This is a genomic window from Desulfobacteraceae bacterium (assembly GCA_022340425.1).
In the GTDB taxonomy this organism is placed as follows: domain Bacteria; phylum Desulfobacterota; class Desulfobacteria; order Desulfobacterales; family JAABRJ01; genus JAABRJ01.
Genome location: JAJDNY010000029.1, coordinates 1 through 20,062 on the forward strand (window position 1 = coordinate 1; position 20,062 = coordinate 20,062).

Sequence of the window (20,062 nt, forward strand, 5' to 3'; positions counted from 1 at the left end):
TGCATGTGTTGATAACCGAGAACCTCTACGATCGCAAGTTCGTCAATTCCTGCACCGTCGGCTTCGAAGAGCTCAAGGCCCAGGTCATGGAATATCCCCCCGAGCGGGCCGCGGAAATCTGCGGCGTCAGCGCCGACCTGATCCGCGAGGCGGCCCGACAGGCGGCGGCGGTCAAGCCGATGATGCTCTGCTACACCCTGGGGATCACCGAGCACACCTGCGGGCGCAACAACGTTCTGTCGGTGGCCAATCTCCAGATGCTGCTCGGCAACATGGGCCTGGAGTGCGGCGGGGTCAACCCCCTGCGGGGGCAGAACAACGTCCAAGGCGCCTGCGACATGGGGGCCTTGCCCAACGTCTTTCCCGGCTACCAGGCGGTCAGCGACGCCGCCGCGCGCAAAAAGTTCGAAGCGGCCTGGGGCGTTGCCCGTCTTCCGGACAAGGTCGGCCTGATGATTCCGCAGATGATGGAGGCCCTGGTGGACCGCCGGGTGCGGGGTTTCTATATCTTCGGCGAGAACCTGGCCAATACCGAGCCGGACATCGCCAAGGTCGAGCATGAGCTGGCCGCGGCCGAGTTTCTGGTCTGCCAGGACATCTTCCCCAATGAAACCACGCGCTTTGCGCACGTGGTACTGCCGGCGGCGGCCTGGAGCGAGAACGACGGCACCTTCACCAACAGTGAGCGCCGTGTGAACCGGGTGCGGACGGCCAGCCCGCCCCCCGGCCAGGCCAAACCCAACTAATTGATATTCAAACAGATCGCCCGCCGAATGGGCCAGAATTGGGCCGCGGACAGCGCCCGTGAAATCTGGGACGATGAGGTCGCGGCCCTGGCGCCCCAGTTGGGCGGGATCAAGTACGCGCGTCTGGAGGGCGACGGACTGCAGTGGCCCTGCACCCATGAGGCCCACCCCGGCACCTGCTTTCTCCACAAGGACGGCGACTTTACCTGCGGCCTCGGGGTGTTCACCCCGGTGGCGTGGACCCCGGCGGCCGAGGTGCCCTGCGAAGAATACCCGCTGGTCTTGAGCACCGGCCGCCGCTTGTACCACTACCATACCCGCACCCAAACCGGCCACTGCGAGGGGCTGAACGATCTGCTGGGCGAGGAGACCGCCGACATTTCACCGGCCGACGCATCGGCCCTCGGGATCCAGGACGGCGAGAAAATCCGGCTGTCTTCCCGTCGCGGCGAAGTCCGCCTGCGGGCCAGGGTGACCCCCGAGGTCTCCCCGGGCATGGTCTGGATGGCCTTCCACTTCCGGGAGGCCTGCGCCAACTGGCTGACCAACCCCGCCTTCGACCCCGTCACCCTGACCGCCGAATACAAGGCCTGCGCCGTGCGAATCGATAAAATCGCGCAGGGCTGAAAAAGGGCCCCATCGACACGGGTCGCTTAAGGAAGGCAGAAAACCATTGGCGGTGGGTTTCTCCCTTTCTTGAATCGCCGTCCCGCGATGGCAAGCCGTTCGATTCATTTGACTTTTGAAGGCACAATGAAACGCGTTCACTAACCATCAGCGGTCTAAAAGCGGTGCGGGACTATTGGGTGACCAAACACGTCATGATCGCCCGCTAAATAACGCCGCTTTTCGCCCCTCACCGGCCGGCAAGGCGGGCATGCTTTTTCCAGGAGAGAAGATGAGCCAAGAGGAGTTCACTGCCAGGGTCAAGCGCAACGTCATCGACAATTTCGACCAAAGCATCGCAATTTACCAGGCGTTTGAGGAAAAGCATGGCTTTTTTTCGGCTCTCGCCTTGAAACTGGCCGAAACCATCGGCCTGCGGGCCGGCGCATCGGTGCTGGACGTGGGGTGCGGCACGGGGATCTCCGCCAGGGTGCTGCATGATCGCTTGGGCTGCGGCGTGCTGGGGGTGGATTTGTGCCCCGCCATGGTGGCTGCCGGGTGTTCGGCGTGCAATCTCCCCGGCATCTGTCTGGCGGTGGGGGACGGGGAGGATCTGGCCCCGGTGGTCAAAGGCCGGCATTTCGATTACGTGCTCTACAATGCCTCGATTTTTATCTTTCCCGACGTTTCCAAAACCATAAATGAAGCCTTTGCCTGCCTTAAAAGCGGCGGTAAAATCGCCTTTTCTTTCTATCCCGAGCTGGTGGGGGAGAACGACGAGGATCTCTTTGCAATGGCGTTTCAGCGGCTGGGAGAGCCCCTGCCGCGATTTCGCGTGATCAGCGATTACGCTAAAATCACCGAGACCCTGGAGCGGCGCTGCGGCAATATCCGCCACCATCGCTGGGAGCGCCCGCTGGCAATTGAATTTTTGCAGGATTTTTTTTCGATACCGGCACAGTCAGCTTCGCTCTTCCCTGGGCGCGGTTACGAGGCCCGGCGCGACCTTGCAAAACGCCTTTTCGCCACCCTGAACGATATGACCGACACGGGGCGGATCGTGTGGCCCATGGCCGAAAGTTTGAAGTAAAAATTGCACGGCCGTCGGTGATTCACCCCTCCGCCCCGGCGAGCGGCCCGGGCGGCATCCATGGCAACTCCGATTGGCGTTGCTTGGGAATTAAACCAGTGCTTGCCAAGCCGCCAGGCTGTCGCCGCAGCGCCGCTTTGGGGGTTGCGGCCGGTGCACCGAATCCCCTTTTACGATCCGGTTTCACCCCTCCCCTGCCCGGGGCCGCCGAAACTCTCCAGGGAGCGGCCGGTGGCTGCCCGGACCCGCCCCGCGATGGCCCGAGCGGCGTCCAGCCGGCGGCGGGCGGCGGCCCGGGCCTGGGGGGCGGCGGTCTTCTGCTCCAGGCGCTCGCCAAACCGCTCGTCAAGCCCCACGAATCGGTCGCCCATCACCAGCTTGTCCGCCAGGTAGACCACCTCGGTCTCCCGGAGCGGGCCCTCGGTCCGCACCGCGATGTCCATGTGGGCCTCGACGACCTCGGCCATGAGCGGCACGCCGAGGGCCCGCAGCAGCGCCCCACCCCGCACCGCGTGGTCCGGCGCACCCCGAAGCATGTCGTGGACCAGGGCCGCACCCCGGACCAGCTCGAGGTCCAGCCCGGCCCCGGCCGCGTTCAGCGCCTCGGCCATCCGTAAGGCCACGTCCGCCACGGCCAGGCAGTGGGCCGCCACCGCCGGCGGCACCTGCAGCCGTTCCAGGAGCGCACCGCACTCCGGCGGCGAGAGGACCCCACGCCTTTCCAGACGCTCGACCAGATGCCGATGGTCCTCCGGCCGGTCCATGTCCAGGTGGATGCCCTCGTCCACCACCGGGACGTCCAGGGCGTGCGCCTCCAGGCGTCCCAGCAGGGCGGCCAGACCGCCGTCCTCCCGCCAGGAGAGAATCCGCTGGATGTGGCGCCCCCCGATCAGGGGCGGGTGGCCCCTCCGCCCCCCGAAGGTGGGGTGGCAAACGGCGCTTCCCCCCGGCGGCAGGGCCGCCAGCAGGTCCCGCAGGGTCGCCGGCCGGACCAGGGGGATGTCCACCGGCAGCACGAAAAACGCCTCCGTGCCGGCGGCCAGACTCGCCACTCCGGCCACCACCGAGGAGAACATGCCTTCCGCGTAGGCCGGATTAAACACCCAGCGGCCGCCCAGCCCCTCCACCCGGGGGGTCAGCTCGGCGGCCCGGTGCCCCACCACCACGTGGACGGCCCCCACCCCCACGGATTGAAAGAGGCGCACGGCCCGCTCCAGGAGGGTCTCCCCGCCCAGGGTCATCAGCGGCTTGAAGTCCCCCATGCGCTCCGAAAAGCCGGCCGACAGGACCAAGGCGGCGACGGATGCCGGATTCACGCCCGCCGCCTGCGGGCCCGGACCTGGATCAGTTCGGCCACGATGCTGAAGGCGATCTCCTCCGGGGTCTCCGCGCCGATAGGCAGGCCGATGGGCGAGGACACCCGCTGCAGGTCGGCCTCGGTGAAGCCTTCCTGGCCCAGGGCTGCGTAAATCTGGTCGCGCTTGCGCCGGCTGCCGATCATCCCGATGTAGCCGGCATCGGTCCGGAGCGCCTGGGCAAGCACCGTCTTGTCGTGGAGGTGCCCGCGGGTCAGGATGACGACAAAGGCCTCGGGGTCGTGCCGGCACCCGTTCAGCGCAACCACAAAGTCCGGCACCACCCGGACCTCCTCCGCATCGGGGAAGCGTTCGCGGCTGGCGAATTCCGGCCGGTCGTCCACCACCACTACACGAAACCCGGCGAACGCGGCCAGCCGCGAGGTGGGCTGGGCCACGTGCCCGGCACCGAAGAGGTAGACAATCTCCCCCGGCAGCACCGCCTCGACCACGGCCAGATCCCCGCCCAGGGCCACGCTGCGCAGGCCGGCTGCACCATCGCCCGCGTCCAGGATGCGCTCCAGCGCCTCGTCGGGAAGGCTGCGGCCGCCGACGACCACCCGGCGATCCTGGATCAGCAGGTGGTCGGTGTCCGCCACCGCCGCCCCCGCAAACCGAATCACGGTCACCAGCTGACAGGCCTCCCGCCGCCCGATGGCGTCCCGCCAGCCCCGCAGCACCCCCGCGGCCGGGCTTCCCGGCCGGACGCACTCCAGGAGCACCTCCAGCCGGCCGCCGCAGATCATGTCCATGGCGGCCACCTCGGAACGGGTCAAGTCGAAGGGCATCAGTAAGGGGCGCTTGGACTGCAGCACCCCGCCGGCCGCTTCGATGACGTTCGCCTCCACCAGCCCGCCGCCGATGGTGCCCCGGATCCTGCCGTAGGCAGTGACGATCATCCGGGTGCCCGCCGTCCTGGGGGTGGACCCGTGGCGGCTCACGATGGTGGCCAGGACGAAGGTCTGACCCTCGTCCAGCAGGCGGGCGGCCGTTTCCGGAATAGGATTCATGGTGCCGTGTCTTTCTGTCTTCTGTCGAAGATGATGCGTTTTGCGGCCCCGCTCGAGGCCTCTTTGGCGGTCCCAAAGCATACGGGTTCGATAGCCATGAGCCCCCGGTGCAGCGCGTCCCGAACCGCCGGCACGCGGGCCAGGGCAGGGCGGATGTCGCTTGCCTTCAATTGGCATTCGGCGGTGCACTGGACGGTCAGCCGCAGGCCCGGGGGCCCCTCCCCGGGGAGCAGCTCCGCTTGAAAATCGATCACCCCGGGCAGAGTGAAAAGCACCTCGTCCAGGGCCGGCATGGTCAGCCGGATGGACTGGTCGATGGCCGCGCCGTTCGCCCGACGCCCCGCGATCTTGCCCAGCCGGCGGAGTCGGCTGCCGCAGGGGCAGGGCTCCGGCAGAAAGCGCGCCAGGTCGTTGGTGCGTTAGTGGACCAAGGGCATGGCGGAGACAGCCAGGATGGTGAAAACGACCTCCCCGGAAACTCCCTCCGGGACCTCCCGCCCGGTCTCCGGGTCCACCACCTCCACGAAGAGGTCCGCCTCGCGAAGGTGGTAGCCGTCGCGGGCCTCGCAGGCCACCCCCCAGCCGAACCCCATCTCGTTCATACCATAATGCTGGAAAACCTGGCACCCCCAAGTCTCCTCGATGACCCCGACAATCGCCTCGGGCACTTAGTCCGTGCTGAGAAGCACGGTCCGCACGACCCCCCGGGGAATCCCGGCCCCCCTGGGGGGTCGCGCCATGGCGAGAACCTGCACGGGAATCCCCACCAGGCAGTCCGGACGATGGGCCATGACCGCCTCTACGGCGGCCCCGGGGTCACGCACCGGGCCGTGCACCACGCCGGCCGCTCCCAGCCGGCCCAGCCCCTCGACAAGCAGCTGCCCCACGCTGCCCGGCTGTTCCCCGGGCATCAAAATCAGCACCCTTTGCCCGGGTGCCACCAGGGTCGACATGCCGTGGTGGAAGAAGTCCACTGTCCTTTCGAGGTCAGCGGCGCTGAAAAACAGACGCTTCGGCGGGCCGCTGGTCCCGGAGGACCGGAGGGTCACCACCCTGGCCACCGCCGACTGGGACACGGCCAGAAAGTCCAAGGGGTCCGCGGCCAAGTCGGCCATGGCGGTGAAGGGCAGCGCCGCGAACCCTTGGAGATCCTGCGGGGGGAAGCCGGGGCGTCCGGCGAACCGGCGACGGTAAAACGGGCTACTGGCGGCCGCATGGGTCAGGCTTTGCCGGGGGCCGCCAGTTGATGCCGCAAAAGCGCCTCCCGCGTGAAGGAGCGCCCCCTTCCCAGATGACCGGAGCACACGACGCTTGCGGCTCCTTGATCCAAATCGTAGCTGATGGATTTTTTTCGTTTTTTGAGGGATTAAGAAAAACGAATCGGGGATAAAAATGACGAAATGGAGGTTTTTACCCAAAAAACCAGAGATCTGCGGGAGTTTGGAGCGGCACGCGCCGGGTTCCTTGCTGACCCGCACACCCCGCCGTGAAACGGCCACAGGGCCTTCACTTTCGGCCGTCTGGTGGGCTCAATCGAATCCGGGGCCGGCACCCCTGTTCACCAGATGACAGTCCTCTACCTTCTTCGCCATGGTGCCATCGATTGGCCGGAACCCGACACCTTCATCGGGCAGACGGACCCACCCCTCAGTGCGGAAGGCAGACGGCAGGCGCTGGCCTGGCGGGACCCCATCGGCGAGGCCGGGTTCTCGGCCGTCTGGTCGAGCGATCTCAAGCGCTGCGCCGAAACCGCCGCTCTGGTTTTCGGCGGCGGTCAGGCGCAGATCCGGTTCTCGTCGGGGCTCCGCGAAATCCACCTTGGCGGCTGGGACGGAATCCCCAGGCGCCGCATCCGGGAAGGCCACCCGGACCTGTGGGAGGCCCGCGGCCGGGATCTGGGTGGTTTCAGGCCGCCGGGGGGTGAAAGCTTCCGTGACCTCCAGCAGCGGGTCGTGTCCCGGGTGGGGGGCTTGGTCGCGAAGGACCCCGGCCCGGTCTGCATCGTTACCCATGCCGGTGTGATCCGGGTCCTGATCTGTCACTGCCTTGGGATGCCCCTTGCCAACCTGTTCCGCCTCCGGTTGGACCCCGCCCGACTGAGCGTCGTCTCCATGGCCCCGGAGCGGCTCGAGTTGCTGGGCTTGAACCTTCCGGCACCGGGTCCCGGCGGGGTGCCCGACCGGCGCCCGAGAGGAACCGCAGGCCCTTCCTGAACGACCGCCCGCCGGTAATCTCTTCAAAGGGATTGTGCAACACCGCCAGAAAGTGGTAATTGGAGTTATTGCCAACACCGATCTGGATCGCCATGACCCGAACACCCGCAACTTTTGCGATCCGCTCCAAGATTTGGATCGAAGGCGCCGACGGCAAGGTGGCCTTCGGCCTGGGGCGCTACCGCATCCTCGAAACCATCCGCCGAACCGGCTCTTTTCACGCCCCCGCCAAGGAGCTCAAGATGAGCTACCGGGCGATCTGGATGCGCATCCGCACCTCCGAGGAAAGCATCGGAAAGTCCTTGGTCGTCCGGGAGGGAAACGGCTCGCGGCTGACCCGATACGCCGAGGGGCTCATGACCCGCTTCGAGAACCTCCAGGCCAGCATCCTGCGCCATGCGGACGAAGGGTATCGGGACATCCTCGCCGAACACCTGACCTGCTCCGACGACCGCTGAATCACCCGCTTACCGTCTACGCGAAGGCAGGGCGCCCGCCCGGGAACCTCACCCGAGTGCTCCTCACAGGTTGCCGGGCTGCCGCCGGCACCTCAAGCCAGACCTCGCGGCCTTCGGCGATAGCTTCATCCAGCAACCGGCTGGTGGGCAAAAGGGTCTGCCAGAGAAGACCGCTGCAGGCCACCTGAACATCGGCAAAATCATGGGTGACCATGAGGGCCGTGATCCCGGTCTCGTGGTGCAGCCGCCTGAGCAGGCCCCGGATCTCTTGGCGAAAATTCGGTTCCAGAGCCGAAAGCGGCTCATCCAGGAGCAGAACATCGGGGGCCACCGCCAGGGCCCGGGCCAGGGCATGAAAGGGCTCTAAGCGCCGCATCTCATTTTTTGACTTCCACCAGGGTGGGCAGCTTGCCCGGCAGCGCACCGTGCACCGCATCCGAAAGGACCTGGCTCGGCGCAATGGTGGGTTGCCCCATCTCCTCCAGAACCTTCAACCCGCCGGCCGGATCGAGGAGATATTCCAGAAAGAGGATCGCGCCATCGGGGTTGGGCGCGTTTTTCAGCAGGGTGACGCCGTAGGTGCTCGACTGGCCGGTTTGGGTGACCCAGGTGCCCGGGGCGCTGCCGGTCACTTTGACCTGGGCCTGGGCGTAAAACGGGTCGAACCTGTAGTTGCCCAGGTTGATGTGGTCGTCGAGCTGAACGTATTTGAGGCCGTGCTGCAGGGCCACCGACTGGTACTCCCAGGCGTAGTCCATATTCCCGGTCTTTAGAAGTGCGACCAGTTCCACGGACTTGGGCCTCACGTTGGCCTCCGGCCGGTTGGCGATGAGGCGGTCGTAGAGCCCCGGCTGGTTGTGGAATTTTTCGGCCAGCTGAATCACCATCAGGCTCCGGTAGCCGCAGGGATCGAGGTTGGGATCGCTGTGGCCCCAAACCACGCCGGGTCGGGCCAGGATCTCGTACCAGTTGTCGGCGTTGACCTCCGCGGCGAACTTGCTCTGGTCGGTGTAGCAGAGCACGAGCTGGTTGCGGGCAAAGAGAATGTTCCAGTCGGCGTGCTCGGGAATCAGGCCCTTGTCGATGACCTTGTAGTCGGCCGAGGCCATGACGTCGGCCGGCTTGCCCAGTTCGCTGATCATACGTGCCAGCTTGGTGCTGCCGCCAGCTTCGCGCAGCACGTCAATTTCCGGGTGCAGGGCCTCGAAGCGCTTTTCCACCTCGGCAAAGGGCACGGTCAGGCTGCCGGCATGAAAGACGATCACCTCCTGCTTGGCGAGAGCTGGCGCCGCGCCCCCCAGCGACAAAACCAGGGCCAGCAAGCCAAGCACTGGGCCAGTCGTACATGATTGGAAATTGCGTGACATTTTCACCCTCCTTGGGGTTCTGAATTCGGATCGATTTTAAAGAGGATTCCGGGCAAGGGGGCAGACGCCGGCGCAGATCGAACCCCAGCTTCGTAGCGGCCCCAAAGTAGCATCCGGAGCCGCTATGCGCCCTCGCGTGTGGCGGAGCTGACAGGCTCCGGCGGCTGCCGCGGAAAAAGATTCAAACCCCAGCCCGGACCGTCACAAAGTGCTCCTGGCAGGCCACCGCGCCGCCGGCCGGGTCCCAGATGTCCAGACCCCCGATCATGAACTTGTTGTCGGCCAGGCCGCGGTTGAACGCCCGGCTTTCCACCGGCAGTTTGTGGCCAAAACCGTGAACGACAAAAACCGCCTCGGGGTGGATATGGTCCGTGACCTTGGCGCGAATGGTCTCACTGTAGCCGTTGCGGGTGACGGTGACCAGAGCGCCGTCGGTGATGGCGAGTTTTTCGGCTTCCTTGCGGTTGATCCAGAGCACGTTTTCCTGCATCTGCTCAAAGAGCATCGGATTGTTGACCGTATGCCCCTGGGTGTGCAGCGCGCAGCGGCCGAAAGTCAGACGGAAGCTGCCCTCGGGCGGCCGCTCGCAGGGTTCGTAGGGCAGCAGCGAAGGCAGGCCGGCGGCGGTCAATTTTTTGGAAATGATCTCGATTTTGCCCGAAGAGGTCTTGAATTTCAGTGCGGCCATGTCCCGATACAGGGGCTGATCGGTCAGGGGGACCTTGCCGGTCGCGTCAAAATCGGCGATGGTCACCCCGGTGCCGTTCAGTTGAAAATTCCAGATATCCTCGATGCTGTCGAAAGCCAACGCGTCCAGGCCCAGCCGGCGAGCCAACCCCGACCAGATCTCCCATTCCGCCCGGGTGTCAAAGCGGGGCGCCACCACCCGCTGACGTCTGAAAAAGAACGGTTTCAGACCGTTTTTACTCGCCAGGATGCTCTCGCGCTCCAGGTAGGGGGAAAGGGGCAGGACGACATCGGCAAACCAGGCGGTATCCGACCAGGTGAAGGTGATCGAGACCAGCAGGTCCAGCTTGGCGAAAACCCGCCTCAGGTGATCGGGGTCCGGGAAGGCCATCAGGGGGTCGTGCCGGAAGCAGAGGTAGGCCTTGACCGGGTAGGGATCGGCGGTCTCGATGGCCTTGTAAAGCAGGTGGGTCAGGCCGGGGCCGCCGTCGAAATGGGAGTAGCGCCAGCCGACGCCGTCGGCGCGCTTCTCCTCGGGTTTGGGGTAGAGGTCCATCATTTTTTTGAGGCCTTTGCGGCCCACGTCGCCGGGCGTGCTCACCTGCGGCAGCCCCCCCTTGGCCCCGATGGACCCCAGAAGGGCATTGATGATGTAAATCGAGCGGCACACATAGAAGGAGCTGCGGTAACGTGCCGTCATCCACCCCGGGTGCCAGAGAACGGCCGGGCTGGCCTCGGCCAATTCGCCCACAAAGCGCCGGAGAGATTCGGCAGGCACACCGGTCTCGGTTTCCGCCCACTCCGGGCTGTATGGTTCGACGAAAGCCGCCAATGCATCCAGGTCCTGGATGTGCATCCGGGCAAACTCGGCGTTGTAGCGCTTGCTGGCCAGCAGCTCGTGGATCACCGCCAGGTTGAAGGCGTAGTCGCTGCGGGGTCGCACCATGAAGAAGTTGTTGGCTTTGGTGGCCGGGACGTTGGCCCGAATGTCGATTACGGTCAGCTTGCAGCCCTTTTCCATGGCATCCAGCAGATCGTTGACCTCCTGAACGTTGATCGACTCGAAAATGTTGCGCAGCTGCAACACCACGTGGCGGCTGTTCTTCAGATCGTAGGAAACACTCTTACGGCCTGAACCCATGACGGAGAGGGCCGCGTGTTGGACGTTGCGGGCACAGGAGGCGTCGTGGTTGCAGTAGTTGGGGCTTCCCAGACCGCGCAGAAAGGCGCGGTGCATGTCGCGAAAGGGCCCGCCGCGATCGGTCAGGCAAACGGTGCGCGGCCCGTATTGGTCCATGGCGGCTTTGAGCTTTTCGGCCACGTAATCCAGGGCTTCATCCCATTCTACCGGACGCCACTTGCCCTCCCCGCGCTCACCGGCGCGGATCATGGGCCGCTGGGGACGTTCGCGGTCCTGAATCAAGGCGATACCGGCCGCCCCGCGGGGACAGATGGCGCCTTTCATCGACGGGAAATGCGGATTCCCCTGCAGAAACTTGATCTCGCCGTTTTCGACCTCTGCCATGATGGGACAGCGGGACGTGCACATGCCACAGATGCTGTAAATTTTTTCGGCCATTTTTCCTCTCGACAGATGATGGCACCCCCTCCCCGCTGGGATCTCATCCGCCCTGAAGCGGGCACCAGCGGGGGTGCCGTTACCAGAAAATTCAAGCGCCCCCTTGTCATCTGAGCCGCGAAGAGGGCCTCTCGCCGGAGCTGGCTGCCCTCGGCTCAGAGGTCATCGCCCACCGCCGCCCGCCAAGCGAAAATCACCACAATAAGGTTAAAATAAGTAAATTTTGGTTATTTTAAATAATTATAGCGTTGATTCGCGCCCAAACGGATGAATAGCCACTTATCCGATGGGGGTGGTTTTGTCAAATCGTTTTGCGGCTTTTCAGACCTTCCTAAATCCCCGCAGCAAAGAGGTCGATTACAGAGGGAATCATTCCCGGAGAATTTTGCACACTTGCCACGCCCGCATGCAGACGCTGCCGGAGGCAAGTGAACCCGAGGTACTGCGGTGAAAGGGTTAACCATGTTTCAGATCAAAAAAATGTCTTTGAAAGCCAAATTACTGGGGCTGGGGATTGTGATGACAGCCGTGCCACTGCTGGCGATCTACGTCGTGGTGCACGCTCAGAACACCCGGATGTTCGCCGTGGCCCAGCAAGAAAGCCGCAAACTGGCCTATGCGGACCTGGACCACACCGCCCAGGGTATCTACGGCATGTGTCTGTCCCAGCAGGAGCTGTTGGAACAGAAGCTCCAGAGCGACGCCTCCGTCGCCCGGGCGATCCTATCGGCCCACGGGGCCATCAGCTTCGACGATGAGCAAGCCGAGTGGGTGGCGACCAACCAGTACACCAAAACCGCGACACGGCTATCCCTGCCCCAGATGTTGGTGGGAACCCACTGGCTGGGGCAGAATGCGGCCCCCGACCGCCCTTCGCCCATCGTCGATGAGGTGCAGGGGCTGGTGGGTGGTACAGCCACCATTTTTCAACGGATGAACGCCGCCGGCGACATGCTGCGGGTCTCCACCAACGTGAAGACCAAAGACGGCAAGCGCGCCATCGGGACCTACATCCCGGCGCTCAATCCCGACGGGCAGCCTAATCCGGTGGTCTCGGCGCTCCTGAGCGGCACGCCCTACACCGGCCGGGCCTACGTCGTGAACGGCTGGTATCTCACGACCTACCTCCCCCTGCGCGACGCAGCCCAGCAGGTTGTCGGCGCCCTGTATGTGGGCGTTCCCCAGGAGAGCGTCAAGAGCCTGCGCCAGCAGATCATGGCGACCACGGTCGGCACCACCGGCTACGTCTACGTGCTGGACACCCAGGGCCATTACGTGATTTCCAAGGACGGCAAACGCGACGGGGAAAACATCTGGGAGGCCAAGGACGCCGATGGCAGGCTCTTCATCCAGGAGATCGTCAACAAGGCCGTTCGCCTCCAGCCCGGGGAAATCGCCGAGGCCAGGTACCCCTGGAAAAATGAAGGCGAAAAGGCCGCCCGCGACAAGATCGCCCGGATCATGTATTTCGCGCCCTGGAACTGGGTGATCGGGGTCGGCTCCTACGAAGAGGAATTTCGTCAAGCCGAAGAGCTGATTTCAAAGGTGACGGAGCGCAACCGCACGGTGTTCCTGGCCATCACGGGGGCATCGCTGTTGTTGGCGGTGATTCTCTGGATGCTGATCGCCCGGAACATCGCCGGCTCGCTCAACCGCATCGCGGCGAATCTGACCAGCGGCGCCGAGCAGACCTCGGCTGCGGCGGGGGAGGTTTCGGCGGCCAGCCAGTCCCTGGCCGAAGGCGCCAGCCAGCAGGCCGCCAGCCTGGAGGAGATCTCATCGAGTGTCGAGGAGATGGCGTCGATGACCAAGCAAAACGCCGACCACGCGAACGATGCCAAGGTCCTTGCGGCCGCCGCCCAGGCCAGCGCCGACAAGGGCGCCGAGGCGATGGGCCGCATGAACGGCGCCATCCAGGACATCAAGAGTTCCTCGGACAAGACCGGCATGATCGTCAAAACCATCGACGAGATCGCGTTTCAAACCAACTTGCTGGCATTGAACGCAGCGGTGGAGGCTGCCCGCGCCGGGGAGGCCGGCAAGGGCTTCGCCGTGGTGGCGGAAGAGGTCCGCAATCTCGCCCAGCGCTCGGCCCAGGCGGCCAAGGAGACGGCCAAGATGATCGCCGAGTCGGTTCACAAGGCCGAAACCGGCGCCGCCCACAGCCAGGAGGTGGCCTCCTTGCTGGCGGAAATAGCCGCCGGCAATCGCAAGGTCAACACCCTGGTGGCCGAGATCGCGGCGGCCAGCCGCGAGCAGGCCCAAGGCCTGGAGCAGATTTCGACTGCGGTCGGCCAAATGGACCAGGTGACCCAGTCCACCGCCGCCAACTCCGAAGAGTCGGCCTCGGCCAGTGAGGAGCTGGCCGCCCAGGCGCATACCCTGAACGACATGGTCCACGATTTGCTGACGGTGGTGGGCGGAAGATTGGCCTCGCAATCCACGGGGGACGGGGCCGATGCGCGGCAAGGCGCCCGACGCCGGTCCGCCCGCAGCCCCCGGCTGGAAGCCGCGGCCCCCGGGTGGCAGTCGGGCGCCAAACCGACCCCGGCGCCGCAGCACGAGACAAAAGGGAGATCCGCCTCCGCGGCTGTGGAATTTTAAACCCGCCCCCCTGCGATCCACACGTCTCCGCAGGGGGGATCACACCCCCGCAAGGAGTGGGACCGATCGTTCCGGGGGCGCCGGGGAGCGGCTGGGAGCCCCGCAGGGGCCTATGCCCAGTCCGGCGCCGGGCGGGATGCCAACAGCGGAAAGCCGGTCGTCCAGCCGGAAACCGTTTCGCGCACCTCGATCCGGAACAGGAGATCGGGGCTGCGCAGCCACTCCTGGGGCTCGCCGAAGGCGATGACCACCTCCTCGCCGCTGCCGATGGCGGGGCGATCGAAGCGCGCCCCGTCCACCTCCCGTCCGTCCAGCAGCACCGCCCAGCGCCCCTCGGGCAGCGGCCGGTTGAAACCCAAGGTCAGAGTCTTGAGGGTTTCGCGGTCGTAGCGCAGCGAGGTCAACACCAGCCCGTCGCCCCCGGCCGTAATCCGCGCCACCCGCAGCGCCTCAGCGCGGTCCAGCATGCCTTCGGCCTCCCGGGCGAAGACCTCCGCCTGGCGAAGAGAGATCTCCGCATCCCGCATCCGCTCGGAGTAGGGCTCGGTGCTCGGCCTGGCGCCCACCTGAGCATCGAGGTAGAGGCCGGCCGTGCCAACCAACAGCGGGACCCGTTCGACGACCTGCCGCTGGTCCAGGCCGGCGATGGCCTTCTGCAGGCGCTCGCAGAGGTCCTTGGCCAGGTCTGCCAAAGCCAAAGCCGAATCGTGCGCCTGACCGGTGCGTGCTGCAAACGGAAGGACGTTCGCCGAGAGAAGACGGGCCTCTGGGGCGGGGTCGGAACCGTTGCGAGCGACCGCCGCCTTACCGTACTCCTTCTGAAATACAACCTCCACCTGGCCCATCACCGTGCGGGCAAGCGCATCCCGGCCCTGGGGATTCAATTCAAACGGCAGCGGGGTGGCCTCCAACAGGTCGATGACCTCATCGAATTGAGGGAGATTGAAGCGCCGCGCTTCGAAGACGCCGCTGCCGGCGATCAACTCCACAGCAGGCACGACCTCGAACTGCAGGTCCTCGATGAACAGCCCGCCCTCGTAACGGTTGTAGAGGCGATGGAACATCAGGTTGAGGGTGCGGCCCTCGTTGATGTTCTTGACCTGGGCGACGGTCTCGTCGCTGGTGGTGACGGTGGTGCGCGCCGTGCTGGTGGTCTTGACCTCCTGGCGGTTGCGCTGGCTGACAGACTGCGACGCCTTGCGGGCGACTTTGTTCAATGTCTTGGCGAAGGTGCGGTTGGAGGTGTCGACGCCGGCCCGGGCGCTGGCCTCACCGCTGACGAACATCGAGCTGTAGTTGATGCTGGCGCTGAGTTCGGCGCTGGTCGTGTGGGCCTGCTCCTCCTCGAACTCGCGCTCCATTTCCACCGCCAGGTCGCTGGTGTCGGTGCGCTCCACCTCGAACACCGAGGTGGTGGCTTTCTCGATTACAGTCTCCTGCTGGAATTGCTTGCTGATCTTGACGGTGCGCTCTTCGCCGGGCGCGAGGTTGATGGTCGAGACCAGCTCGCCCACCTCCAGACCCTTCCAGGCGGTCTTGTAGGAAAGCGACTCGGAAATCGCCAGCCGCGGCATGATGGCCGGCACGATCCCCGGCATGGGCCGGATGAAGTTGTGGTATTTGATCAGGGCCCGCCGGCCGGTCATCCGCACGTCGTAGATCGGCAGCATGACGACACAGTTGAGCCGGAAAGCCTCGTCGATCCGGCAGCGGTCCATGACCGCCCGCAGGCTGAGGCCGTCGGCGGTGGCATAGCCGGCGGCGGTCTCCTCGAAGAGAAAGAACTGGGCCTGCGGGTGTTGTTCGCGGTGCCGGTCCTGCCAGACGGCCACGGGGTCTTCACCGCTGAGGACCGGTTCATCGACAGGCACCACCTGCTGGTGCTGGCGGGTAAAGTATTCGCGGCGAAGGGTGCGCGTCAGCCACAGGAAGCCGTACTCGATGATTTCGCGGAAGTGGGTCGTCGTCCAGTGAACGGTACGCTGGGTCTTCCGGATCACCCGGTAGCCGGGCGGCGGCTGGTGTTTGCCCTCGACCGCCGGCTCCTGGTAAAGCTTGAGTTCGTACCCCAGACCGGCGGTCAACGCGGTCAGTTTGTCCAGCTCCCGCTGCAGCTCGAAGCGCTCGATGCGGGCGCGGGTCAGCCGCTCTTGCAGCTCGGCTGCCTGGTCGAAGGCCTCCTGGTCGCCGGCGGCCGCGATTTTATTCGCGACCAGGGTTGTAAGCGTTTTCTCCATCAGCGCGGCCAGGTCCAGACGACCGGCAATCTCCACCGCCCGCCGCTCGATGACCCCCGGCCGCAGGTCGATCTCCTCGAAGGCGGTGAGATGGCCGGCGGCATCGGCCTGGGTCCCAAAGACCAGCTGAAAGCCCAGGAGATGCGACCAGGCATTTTGGTAATCGTCATCGGTGTTCAGAAAGTCGTTTCCCGCGCTCAGGCTGACGCCCGTGGCGACCATCGCCAGGTAGCGCCGCCGGCTGATGCCGTCGACGAAGATGATGCCCCGATCGCACCGGGTGGGGGTCAACTCGCCGTCGGCGTCTTCCGCCAGCCAGATCTCTTCCCCTTCCTGGAGGTCCTCGATCTGGACTATCAACCGCTTGGCCTTCAACTCCTTGAAATCGGCCGCCGAGAGGACACGCGGTGCCGGCTTGCCCGGAAACCACGAGGCCTCGAAGTAGCGCCGCATGGCCGCGATGGAGGTCACCACCGGGCGCTCGTCGCCGGAGACCAGCGCGGCCCAGTCGATCGTGACGGCCCGCTTGCGGGTGAAGGCAAAAACGGGCGGCGTGTCATCCGCCTCCGCCGGGCTTGGCGGCTGCACGGCCAGGATATCGGCCAGCGACCGCAGCAGCGGTTCTCCCCCGGCGACCACGAGGCCGTCGGGCTTCCAGTTATCGATGCTGTTTGGGACGTTTATCGGTGTCATGGCGGTGTCCTCCCTCTTGATGGCAGGTAATCAGGCTGGCGGCGGCGGTTGCGGCGCGCGGCTCTCGGCTGCCCGCTGCGGACGCCGGCGACGGGCTTGCGGCCGACGGCGGCCTTCGTCGCCGGGGCGTTGGGGCGGTGGATAACCATCGGCCGGGGCCAACGCCTGCCCCCGTCGCCGGTGCTTCATCAGTCGCCGCCGGTCGGCGGCCGGGTTTGCGCCGGCCGCGTTCGTGGCTGCGCGTGTCGCCGCATGGGCCGCGGGACGGATCGCCGCTGCGGGGCGTTCCTTTTGCGGCGGCGGCTGGTAAGCGCCGACGTTGGCCCACGGGCGCTCCGGATCGATCCGATATTCATTTTCGAACTGATACAGGACGGCCTGGTGGAAGGTGTCGCGGACTTGAGGCGATTTGTCGTCCGGATCGAAACCTTGGGCGGCTTTCCAGATGGCCTTGGCGAGGTAGCTGCCGTAACTGGTGTTGCCCGGCGGTTCGTCCGCCCAGCCGATGCCCTCGGCCTGTTTCTCGATGCAAAACGGCAGCGGGCCCGCGGCCAGTTTACGATTTCGCTGGGCCATCGCGACGATCCGCTCGGTCACGGCCTTGCGGCTCGCCGGATCGGCAAAGTAGGCGACGATGTGGTCACGGCGCCCCTTGACGATCGCGCTGAACGGGCCCATCGCCTTGAACTTGTGGAACCCGCCGATGGCATCGATCTCCTTCAGGGACTGCAGCAGGGCGTCCACCAAGGCGTTGGCCGCCCGGCGGTAATTCCCGTCGTGAAGGGCGATGTAGAGGCGGTGTCGGACCTGTTGGGGGCCGGTCCGCCCCACCGGCGGGTTTCGGTCAAAATGGTAGAAGGCCCCGGCCAGCTCTTCGGTGACCGGATAGCCGCTTTCGAATTGCTGCAGGACCTGCGTGGTCGGCCGGCCATGCCACACCGGGCCGCCGGTCTGCATCCAGCTCTGGATGTGGTCGGCACCTTGGGCCGCGGCCAGGGCCGTGCTGACGTCGCGCATGTCGATGATGAAACCTTCAATGTTCTTCATCTCGCGGGAAACCACGTCTTTGTAGTCTTTCAGGTTTTGATCGTTGCGCTGGTTGTCGACGAATCCGTGCCGCCCGTAAATGCGATAGACATCACTGCGCTGGAGGCGGCCGAGATTGTTCCAGACGATATCGATGAACGCTTGCAGATCGGGGTTCATGGGTGCGGTCCTTTCCGGCTGAAAGGTTACAAACTGCGGCCGAAAACGGCCCCGATGGACGGCTCAGGAGCACCCGGTGCCAAAGGCACCGGGCAACATGGGGGGAATCAGGAATGGCGTACGACCAAAATTAAGACGATAAAAACCCACTTCAAGATTTTTATTTCGGAATCCGGCGCGGCGGCCGCGACCCCTTCCGACCGGTCAGAGGGTCGGCGGGGGGGGGCAACCGCCCCACGGAACCCCCCGGGGCCCCTGCTCTAAATCCGATTCAGTTTACGAATGCGGCTTGACAGGCTTGAGATACCTGGATAAGAACCAATGAGGGCGGGCGCCGGATCCGAGGGTCCGTCGGGTCACCACGACCGCGGAACCCTTCCCTGACAGAACGCGGCCTGATCCGAAGGACACCCGTCGGCAGGCGTCACCGCCGCTGTCGACAAAGTAAAATCCCCATGCAATTCGTCGACTTTCAAAACACCCACGCCATGCTCAGCGCGACTGTCGATCGCCACCGCGGGCACCCGGCCTACCGCTGGTTCACCGGACCGGACGTCACCGCCGCGGTCACCTGGGGCGAATTCCACGAACAGGTCCGCCAGGTGGCCAAAGCCCTGATGGCGCTGGGCGTCGCCTTGGGCGACAAGGTCAACATCGTCAGCTATTCCTGCTACCACTGGGTGCTGACCGACATGGGCATCACCTGCGCCGGGGGCGTCACCGTCGGCATTTACCAATCCAGTCTGCCCCAGGATTGCCGGTACATCATCGACCATTCGGATGCCGTGATGGTCTTTGCCGAAGATAACCAGCAGCTGGACAAACTCTTCGACATCCGGCCCCACATCCCCAAAGTCCGTAACGTGGTGCTTTTCAGCGGGCAGGTCCCGGAGGACGATTGGGTGATGGGGTTCGCCGATTTTCTGGCTTTGGGCCGCGATATCCCGGATGCGGACTTCCAGCGGCGCATCCGGTCAGTGGGCCCCCGGGACCCGGCCGGCATCGTCTACACTTCCGGCACCACCGGGGTTCCCAAGGGGGCTGTCCTGACCCACGACAACATCACCTTCACGGCCCAGTCGGTCCGAGGCAGCACCCGGATCGAAGACGGCGACGAGGTGTTTCTCTTTCTGCCCTTGGCCCATATTTTCGCCCGCACCTGCGTTTACGCCACCCTCCTGATGGGCTGCACTACCACCTTCACCCGCAGCATGGAAACCGTGGCCGAGGACATGCAGGCCTGCCGGCCGCACTGGTTTGCCAGCGTCCCGCGGATCTACGAAAAGGTCTATGCCAAGGTGATCGGGGGCGCGGAGGCAAAGGGCGGCGCCGCCCTGAAGATTTTCCGCTGGGCCCGCGCGGTGGGCGAGCAGGTCAGCGACCTCAAGGTCGCCAAAAAACCGGTCCCCTTGTTTCTGGGCCTCAAACATGCGCTTGCCAACAAGCTCGTCTTTGGCAAGATCCAGGCGGCTCTGGGCGGACGCCTGCGCTGGTGCATCAGCGGGGCCGCCCCCCTCGACCCGCAGATCGGCCGTTTCTTTCACGCCGCGGGGATCCTCATCCTGGAGGGGATCGGCATGACCGAAGACACCTCGTTTTCCCATCTCAACCGCTGCGACAACTTCCGCTTCGGCTGGGTCGGCCGGCCGGGCCCGGGGATTGCGCATAAAACCGCCGAAGACGGCGAGGTGATGATCCGCGGCCGCAACGTCATGCAGGAATACTACAAGATGCCCGCGGAAACCGCCGCGACCATCACCCCCGAGGGGTGGCTGTTGACCGGAGACATCGGAGAAATCGACGGCGAGGATTTTCTGCGCATCACCGGCCGCAAGAAGGAGTTGATCATCACCGCCGGCGGCAAGAATATCGCACCGGCGGCCATCGAAGGGGCCATCGCGACCTCCAGGTACATCAACCAGGCCTGCGTCATCGGCGATCGGCGCAAGTTCCTGTCCGCCCTGGTGACCCTGGACGAGGAAAACGTCGCGGCCTGGGCCGCAGCCGAGGGCATCGCCTTCCGCGATCTGCAGGACCTGATGGCCAACCCAAAGGTCCAAACCCTGATCGCGGCCGAGGTCGGCACCGCCAACCGGCGCTTCGCCGGCTACGAATCGGTCAAAAAGGTCAGCATAGTCCCCGAATTCACCATAGAAAACGGCCTGTTGACCCCCACCCTGAAGATCAAAAAAAACCTGGTGTCCCGCCAAT

The 20,062-nt window shown here is 65.0% G+C and carries 15 protein-coding genes and 1 pseudogene; 6 read left to right on the forward strand and 10 right to left on the reverse strand.

Going from position 1 to position 20,062, the window contains the following annotated elements; all coding sequences use genetic code 11:
- Nucleotides 1–1,373 (forward strand): annotated as a pseudogene (locus LJE63_02820) (molybdopterin-dependent oxidoreductase).
- Nucleotides 1,374–1,644: 271 nt separating this feature from the next.
- Nucleotides 1,645–2,442, forward strand: a complete 798-nt coding sequence (locus tag LJE63_02825) for a class I SAM-dependent methyltransferase (protein ID MCG6905533.1) — start codon at nt 1,645–1,647, stop codon at nt 2,440–2,442.
- Between the two features lie 170 nt (nt 2,443–2,612).
- Here LJE63_02825 and LJE63_02830 read toward each other — a convergent pair whose 3' ends face one another.
- The 5 genes from LJE63_02830 to LJE63_02850 form a co-directional block, all read right to left on the reverse strand.
- On the reverse strand, nt 2,613–3,758 hold the full coding sequence (locus LJE63_02830) for an NTP transferase domain-containing protein (GenBank protein ID MCG6905534.1): 1,146 nt from the start codon (nt 3,756–3,758) through the stop codon (nt 2,613–2,615).
- A complete protein-coding gene (locus LJE63_02835; protein ID MCG6905535.1) occupies nt 3,755–4,807 on the reverse strand; it encodes an XdhC family protein in 1,053 nt (350 codons plus the stop codon). Before LJE63_02835 ends, LJE63_02830 begins: the two co-directional genes overlap by 4 nt.
- The gene (locus LJE63_02840; protein ID MCG6905536.1) at nt 4,804–5,100 is read right to left on the reverse strand and encodes a hypothetical protein; all 297 of its coding nucleotides are present in this window, start codon (nt 5,098–5,100) and stop codon (nt 4,804–4,806) included. Before LJE63_02840 ends, LJE63_02835 begins: the two co-directional genes overlap by 4 nt.
- A gap of 126 nt (nt 5,101–5,226) precedes the next feature.
- Nucleotides 5,227–5,475 carry a hypothetical protein gene (locus tag LJE63_02845; GenBank protein ID MCG6905537.1) on the reverse strand — a complete coding sequence of 83 codons (249 nt, stop codon included), beginning with the start codon at nt 5,473–5,475 and terminating at the stop codon, nt 5,227–5,229.
- Nucleotides 5,476–6,111 (reverse strand): hypothetical protein, encoded by a 636-nt coding sequence (locus LJE63_02850; protein MCG6905538.1) that lies wholly within the window; start codon nt 6,109–6,111, stop codon nt 5,476–5,478.
- A 261-nt stretch (nt 6,112–6,372) separates the two neighbouring features.
- Here LJE63_02850 and LJE63_02855 point away from each other — a divergent pair, with 261 nt between their 5' ends.
- Complete coding sequence (locus LJE63_02855) at nt 6,373–7,020, forward strand: histidine phosphatase family protein (protein MCG6905539.1); 648 nt, start codon at nt 6,373–6,375, stop codon at nt 7,018–7,020.
- A 92-nt stretch (nt 7,021–7,112) separates the two neighbouring features.
- Complete coding sequence (locus LJE63_02860) at nt 7,113–7,478, forward strand: LysR family transcriptional regulator (GenBank protein MCG6905540.1); 366 nt, start codon at nt 7,113–7,115, stop codon at nt 7,476–7,478.
- A 16-nt stretch (nt 7,479–7,494) separates the two neighbouring features.
- On the opposite strand, the gene LJE63_02865 is transcribed toward LJE63_02860, so the two are convergent.
- From LJE63_02865 to LJE63_02875, 3 genes are all read right to left on the reverse strand, one after another.
- A complete protein-coding gene (locus LJE63_02865; protein MCG6905541.1) occupies nt 7,495–7,854 on the reverse strand; it encodes a hypothetical protein in 360 nt (119 codons plus the stop codon).
- A 1-nt stretch (nt 7,855) separates the two neighbouring features.
- Entirely contained in the window at nt 7,856–8,845 is a 990-nt protein-coding gene (gene wtpA, locus LJE63_02870) for a tungstate ABC transporter substrate-binding protein WtpA (GenBank protein ID MCG6905542.1), read from the reverse strand.
- Between the two features lie 181 nt (nt 8,846–9,026).
- Nucleotides 9,027–11,111, reverse strand: coding sequence for a molybdopterin-dependent oxidoreductase (locus LJE63_02875; protein ID MCG6905543.1), 2,085 nt, complete (start codon nt 11,109–11,111; stop codon nt 9,027–9,029).
- A 462-nt stretch (nt 11,112–11,573) separates the two neighbouring features.
- Between LJE63_02875 and LJE63_02880 the strand changes: the two genes are divergently transcribed.
- Nucleotides 11,574–13,715, forward strand: coding sequence for a methyl-accepting chemotaxis protein (locus LJE63_02880; GenBank protein ID MCG6905544.1), 2,142 nt, complete (start codon nt 11,574–11,576; stop codon nt 13,713–13,715).
- A 110-nt stretch (nt 13,716–13,825) separates the two neighbouring features.
- On the opposite strand, the gene LJE63_02885 is transcribed toward LJE63_02880, so the two are convergent.
- Both LJE63_02885 and LJE63_02890 read right to left on the reverse strand, forming a co-directional pair.
- Complete coding sequence (locus LJE63_02885) at nt 13,826–16,645, reverse strand: hypothetical protein (GenBank protein ID MCG6905545.1); 2,820 nt, start codon at nt 16,643–16,645, stop codon at nt 13,826–13,828.
- Nucleotides 16,646–16,675: 30 nt separating this feature from the next.
- Complete coding sequence (locus tag LJE63_02890) at nt 16,676–17,851, reverse strand: hypothetical protein (GenBank protein ID MCG6905546.1); 1,176 nt, start codon at nt 17,849–17,851, stop codon at nt 16,676–16,678.
- A gap of 455 nt (nt 17,852–18,306) precedes the next feature.
- On the opposite strand from LJE63_02890, the gene LJE63_02895 reads away from it, so the two are divergent.
- Nucleotides 18,307–20,062, forward strand: a 1,756-nt coding sequence (locus LJE63_02895; GenBank protein ID MCG6905547.1) for a long-chain fatty acid--CoA ligase, incomplete at its 3' end; no start/stop codon positions are given.

What these genes read in the sequence shown, in the direction of transcription:
- LJE63_02825 (MCG6905533.1), top strand. Translation starts at nt 1,645, where the DNA reads ATGAGCCAAGAGGAGTTCACTGCCAGGGTCAAGCGCAACGTCATCGAC.
- LJE63_02835 (MCG6905535.1), bottom strand. Translation starts at nt 4,807, where the DNA reads ATGAATCCTATTCCGGAAACGGCCGCCCGCCTGCTGGACGAGGGTCAG.
- LJE63_02840 (MCG6905536.1), bottom strand. Translation starts at nt 5,100, where the DNA reads ATGCCGGCCCTGGACGAGGTGCTTTTCACTCTGCCCGGGGTGATCGAT.
- LJE63_02855 (MCG6905539.1), top strand. Translation starts at nt 6,373, where the DNA reads ATGACAGTCCTCTACCTTCTTCGCCATGGTGCCATCGATTGGCCGGAA.
- LJE63_02860 (MCG6905540.1), top strand. Translation starts at nt 7,113, where the DNA reads ATGACCCGAACACCCGCAACTTTTGCGATCCGCTCCAAGATTTGGATC.
- LJE63_02865 (MCG6905541.1), bottom strand. Translation starts at nt 7,854, where the DNA reads ATGCGGCGCTTAGAGCCCTTTCATGCCCTGGCCCGGGCCCTGGCGGTG.
- wtpA (MCG6905542.1), bottom strand. Translation starts at nt 8,845, where the DNA reads ATGTCACGCAATTTCCAATCATGTACGACTGGCCCAGTGCTTGGCTTG.
- LJE63_02875 (MCG6905543.1), bottom strand. Translation starts at nt 11,111, where the DNA reads ATGGCCGAAAAAATTTACAGCATCTGTGGCATGTGCACGTCCCGCTGT.
- LJE63_02880 (MCG6905544.1), top strand. Translation starts at nt 11,574, where the DNA reads ATGTTTCAGATCAAAAAAATGTCTTTGAAAGCCAAATTACTGGGGCTG.
- LJE63_02885 (MCG6905545.1), bottom strand. Translation starts at nt 16,645, where the DNA reads ATGACACCGATAAACGTCCCAAACAGCATCGATAACTGGAAGCCCGAC.
- LJE63_02890 (MCG6905546.1), bottom strand. Translation starts at nt 17,851, where the DNA reads ATGAACCCCGATCTGCAAGCGTTCATCGATATCGTCTGGAACAATCTC.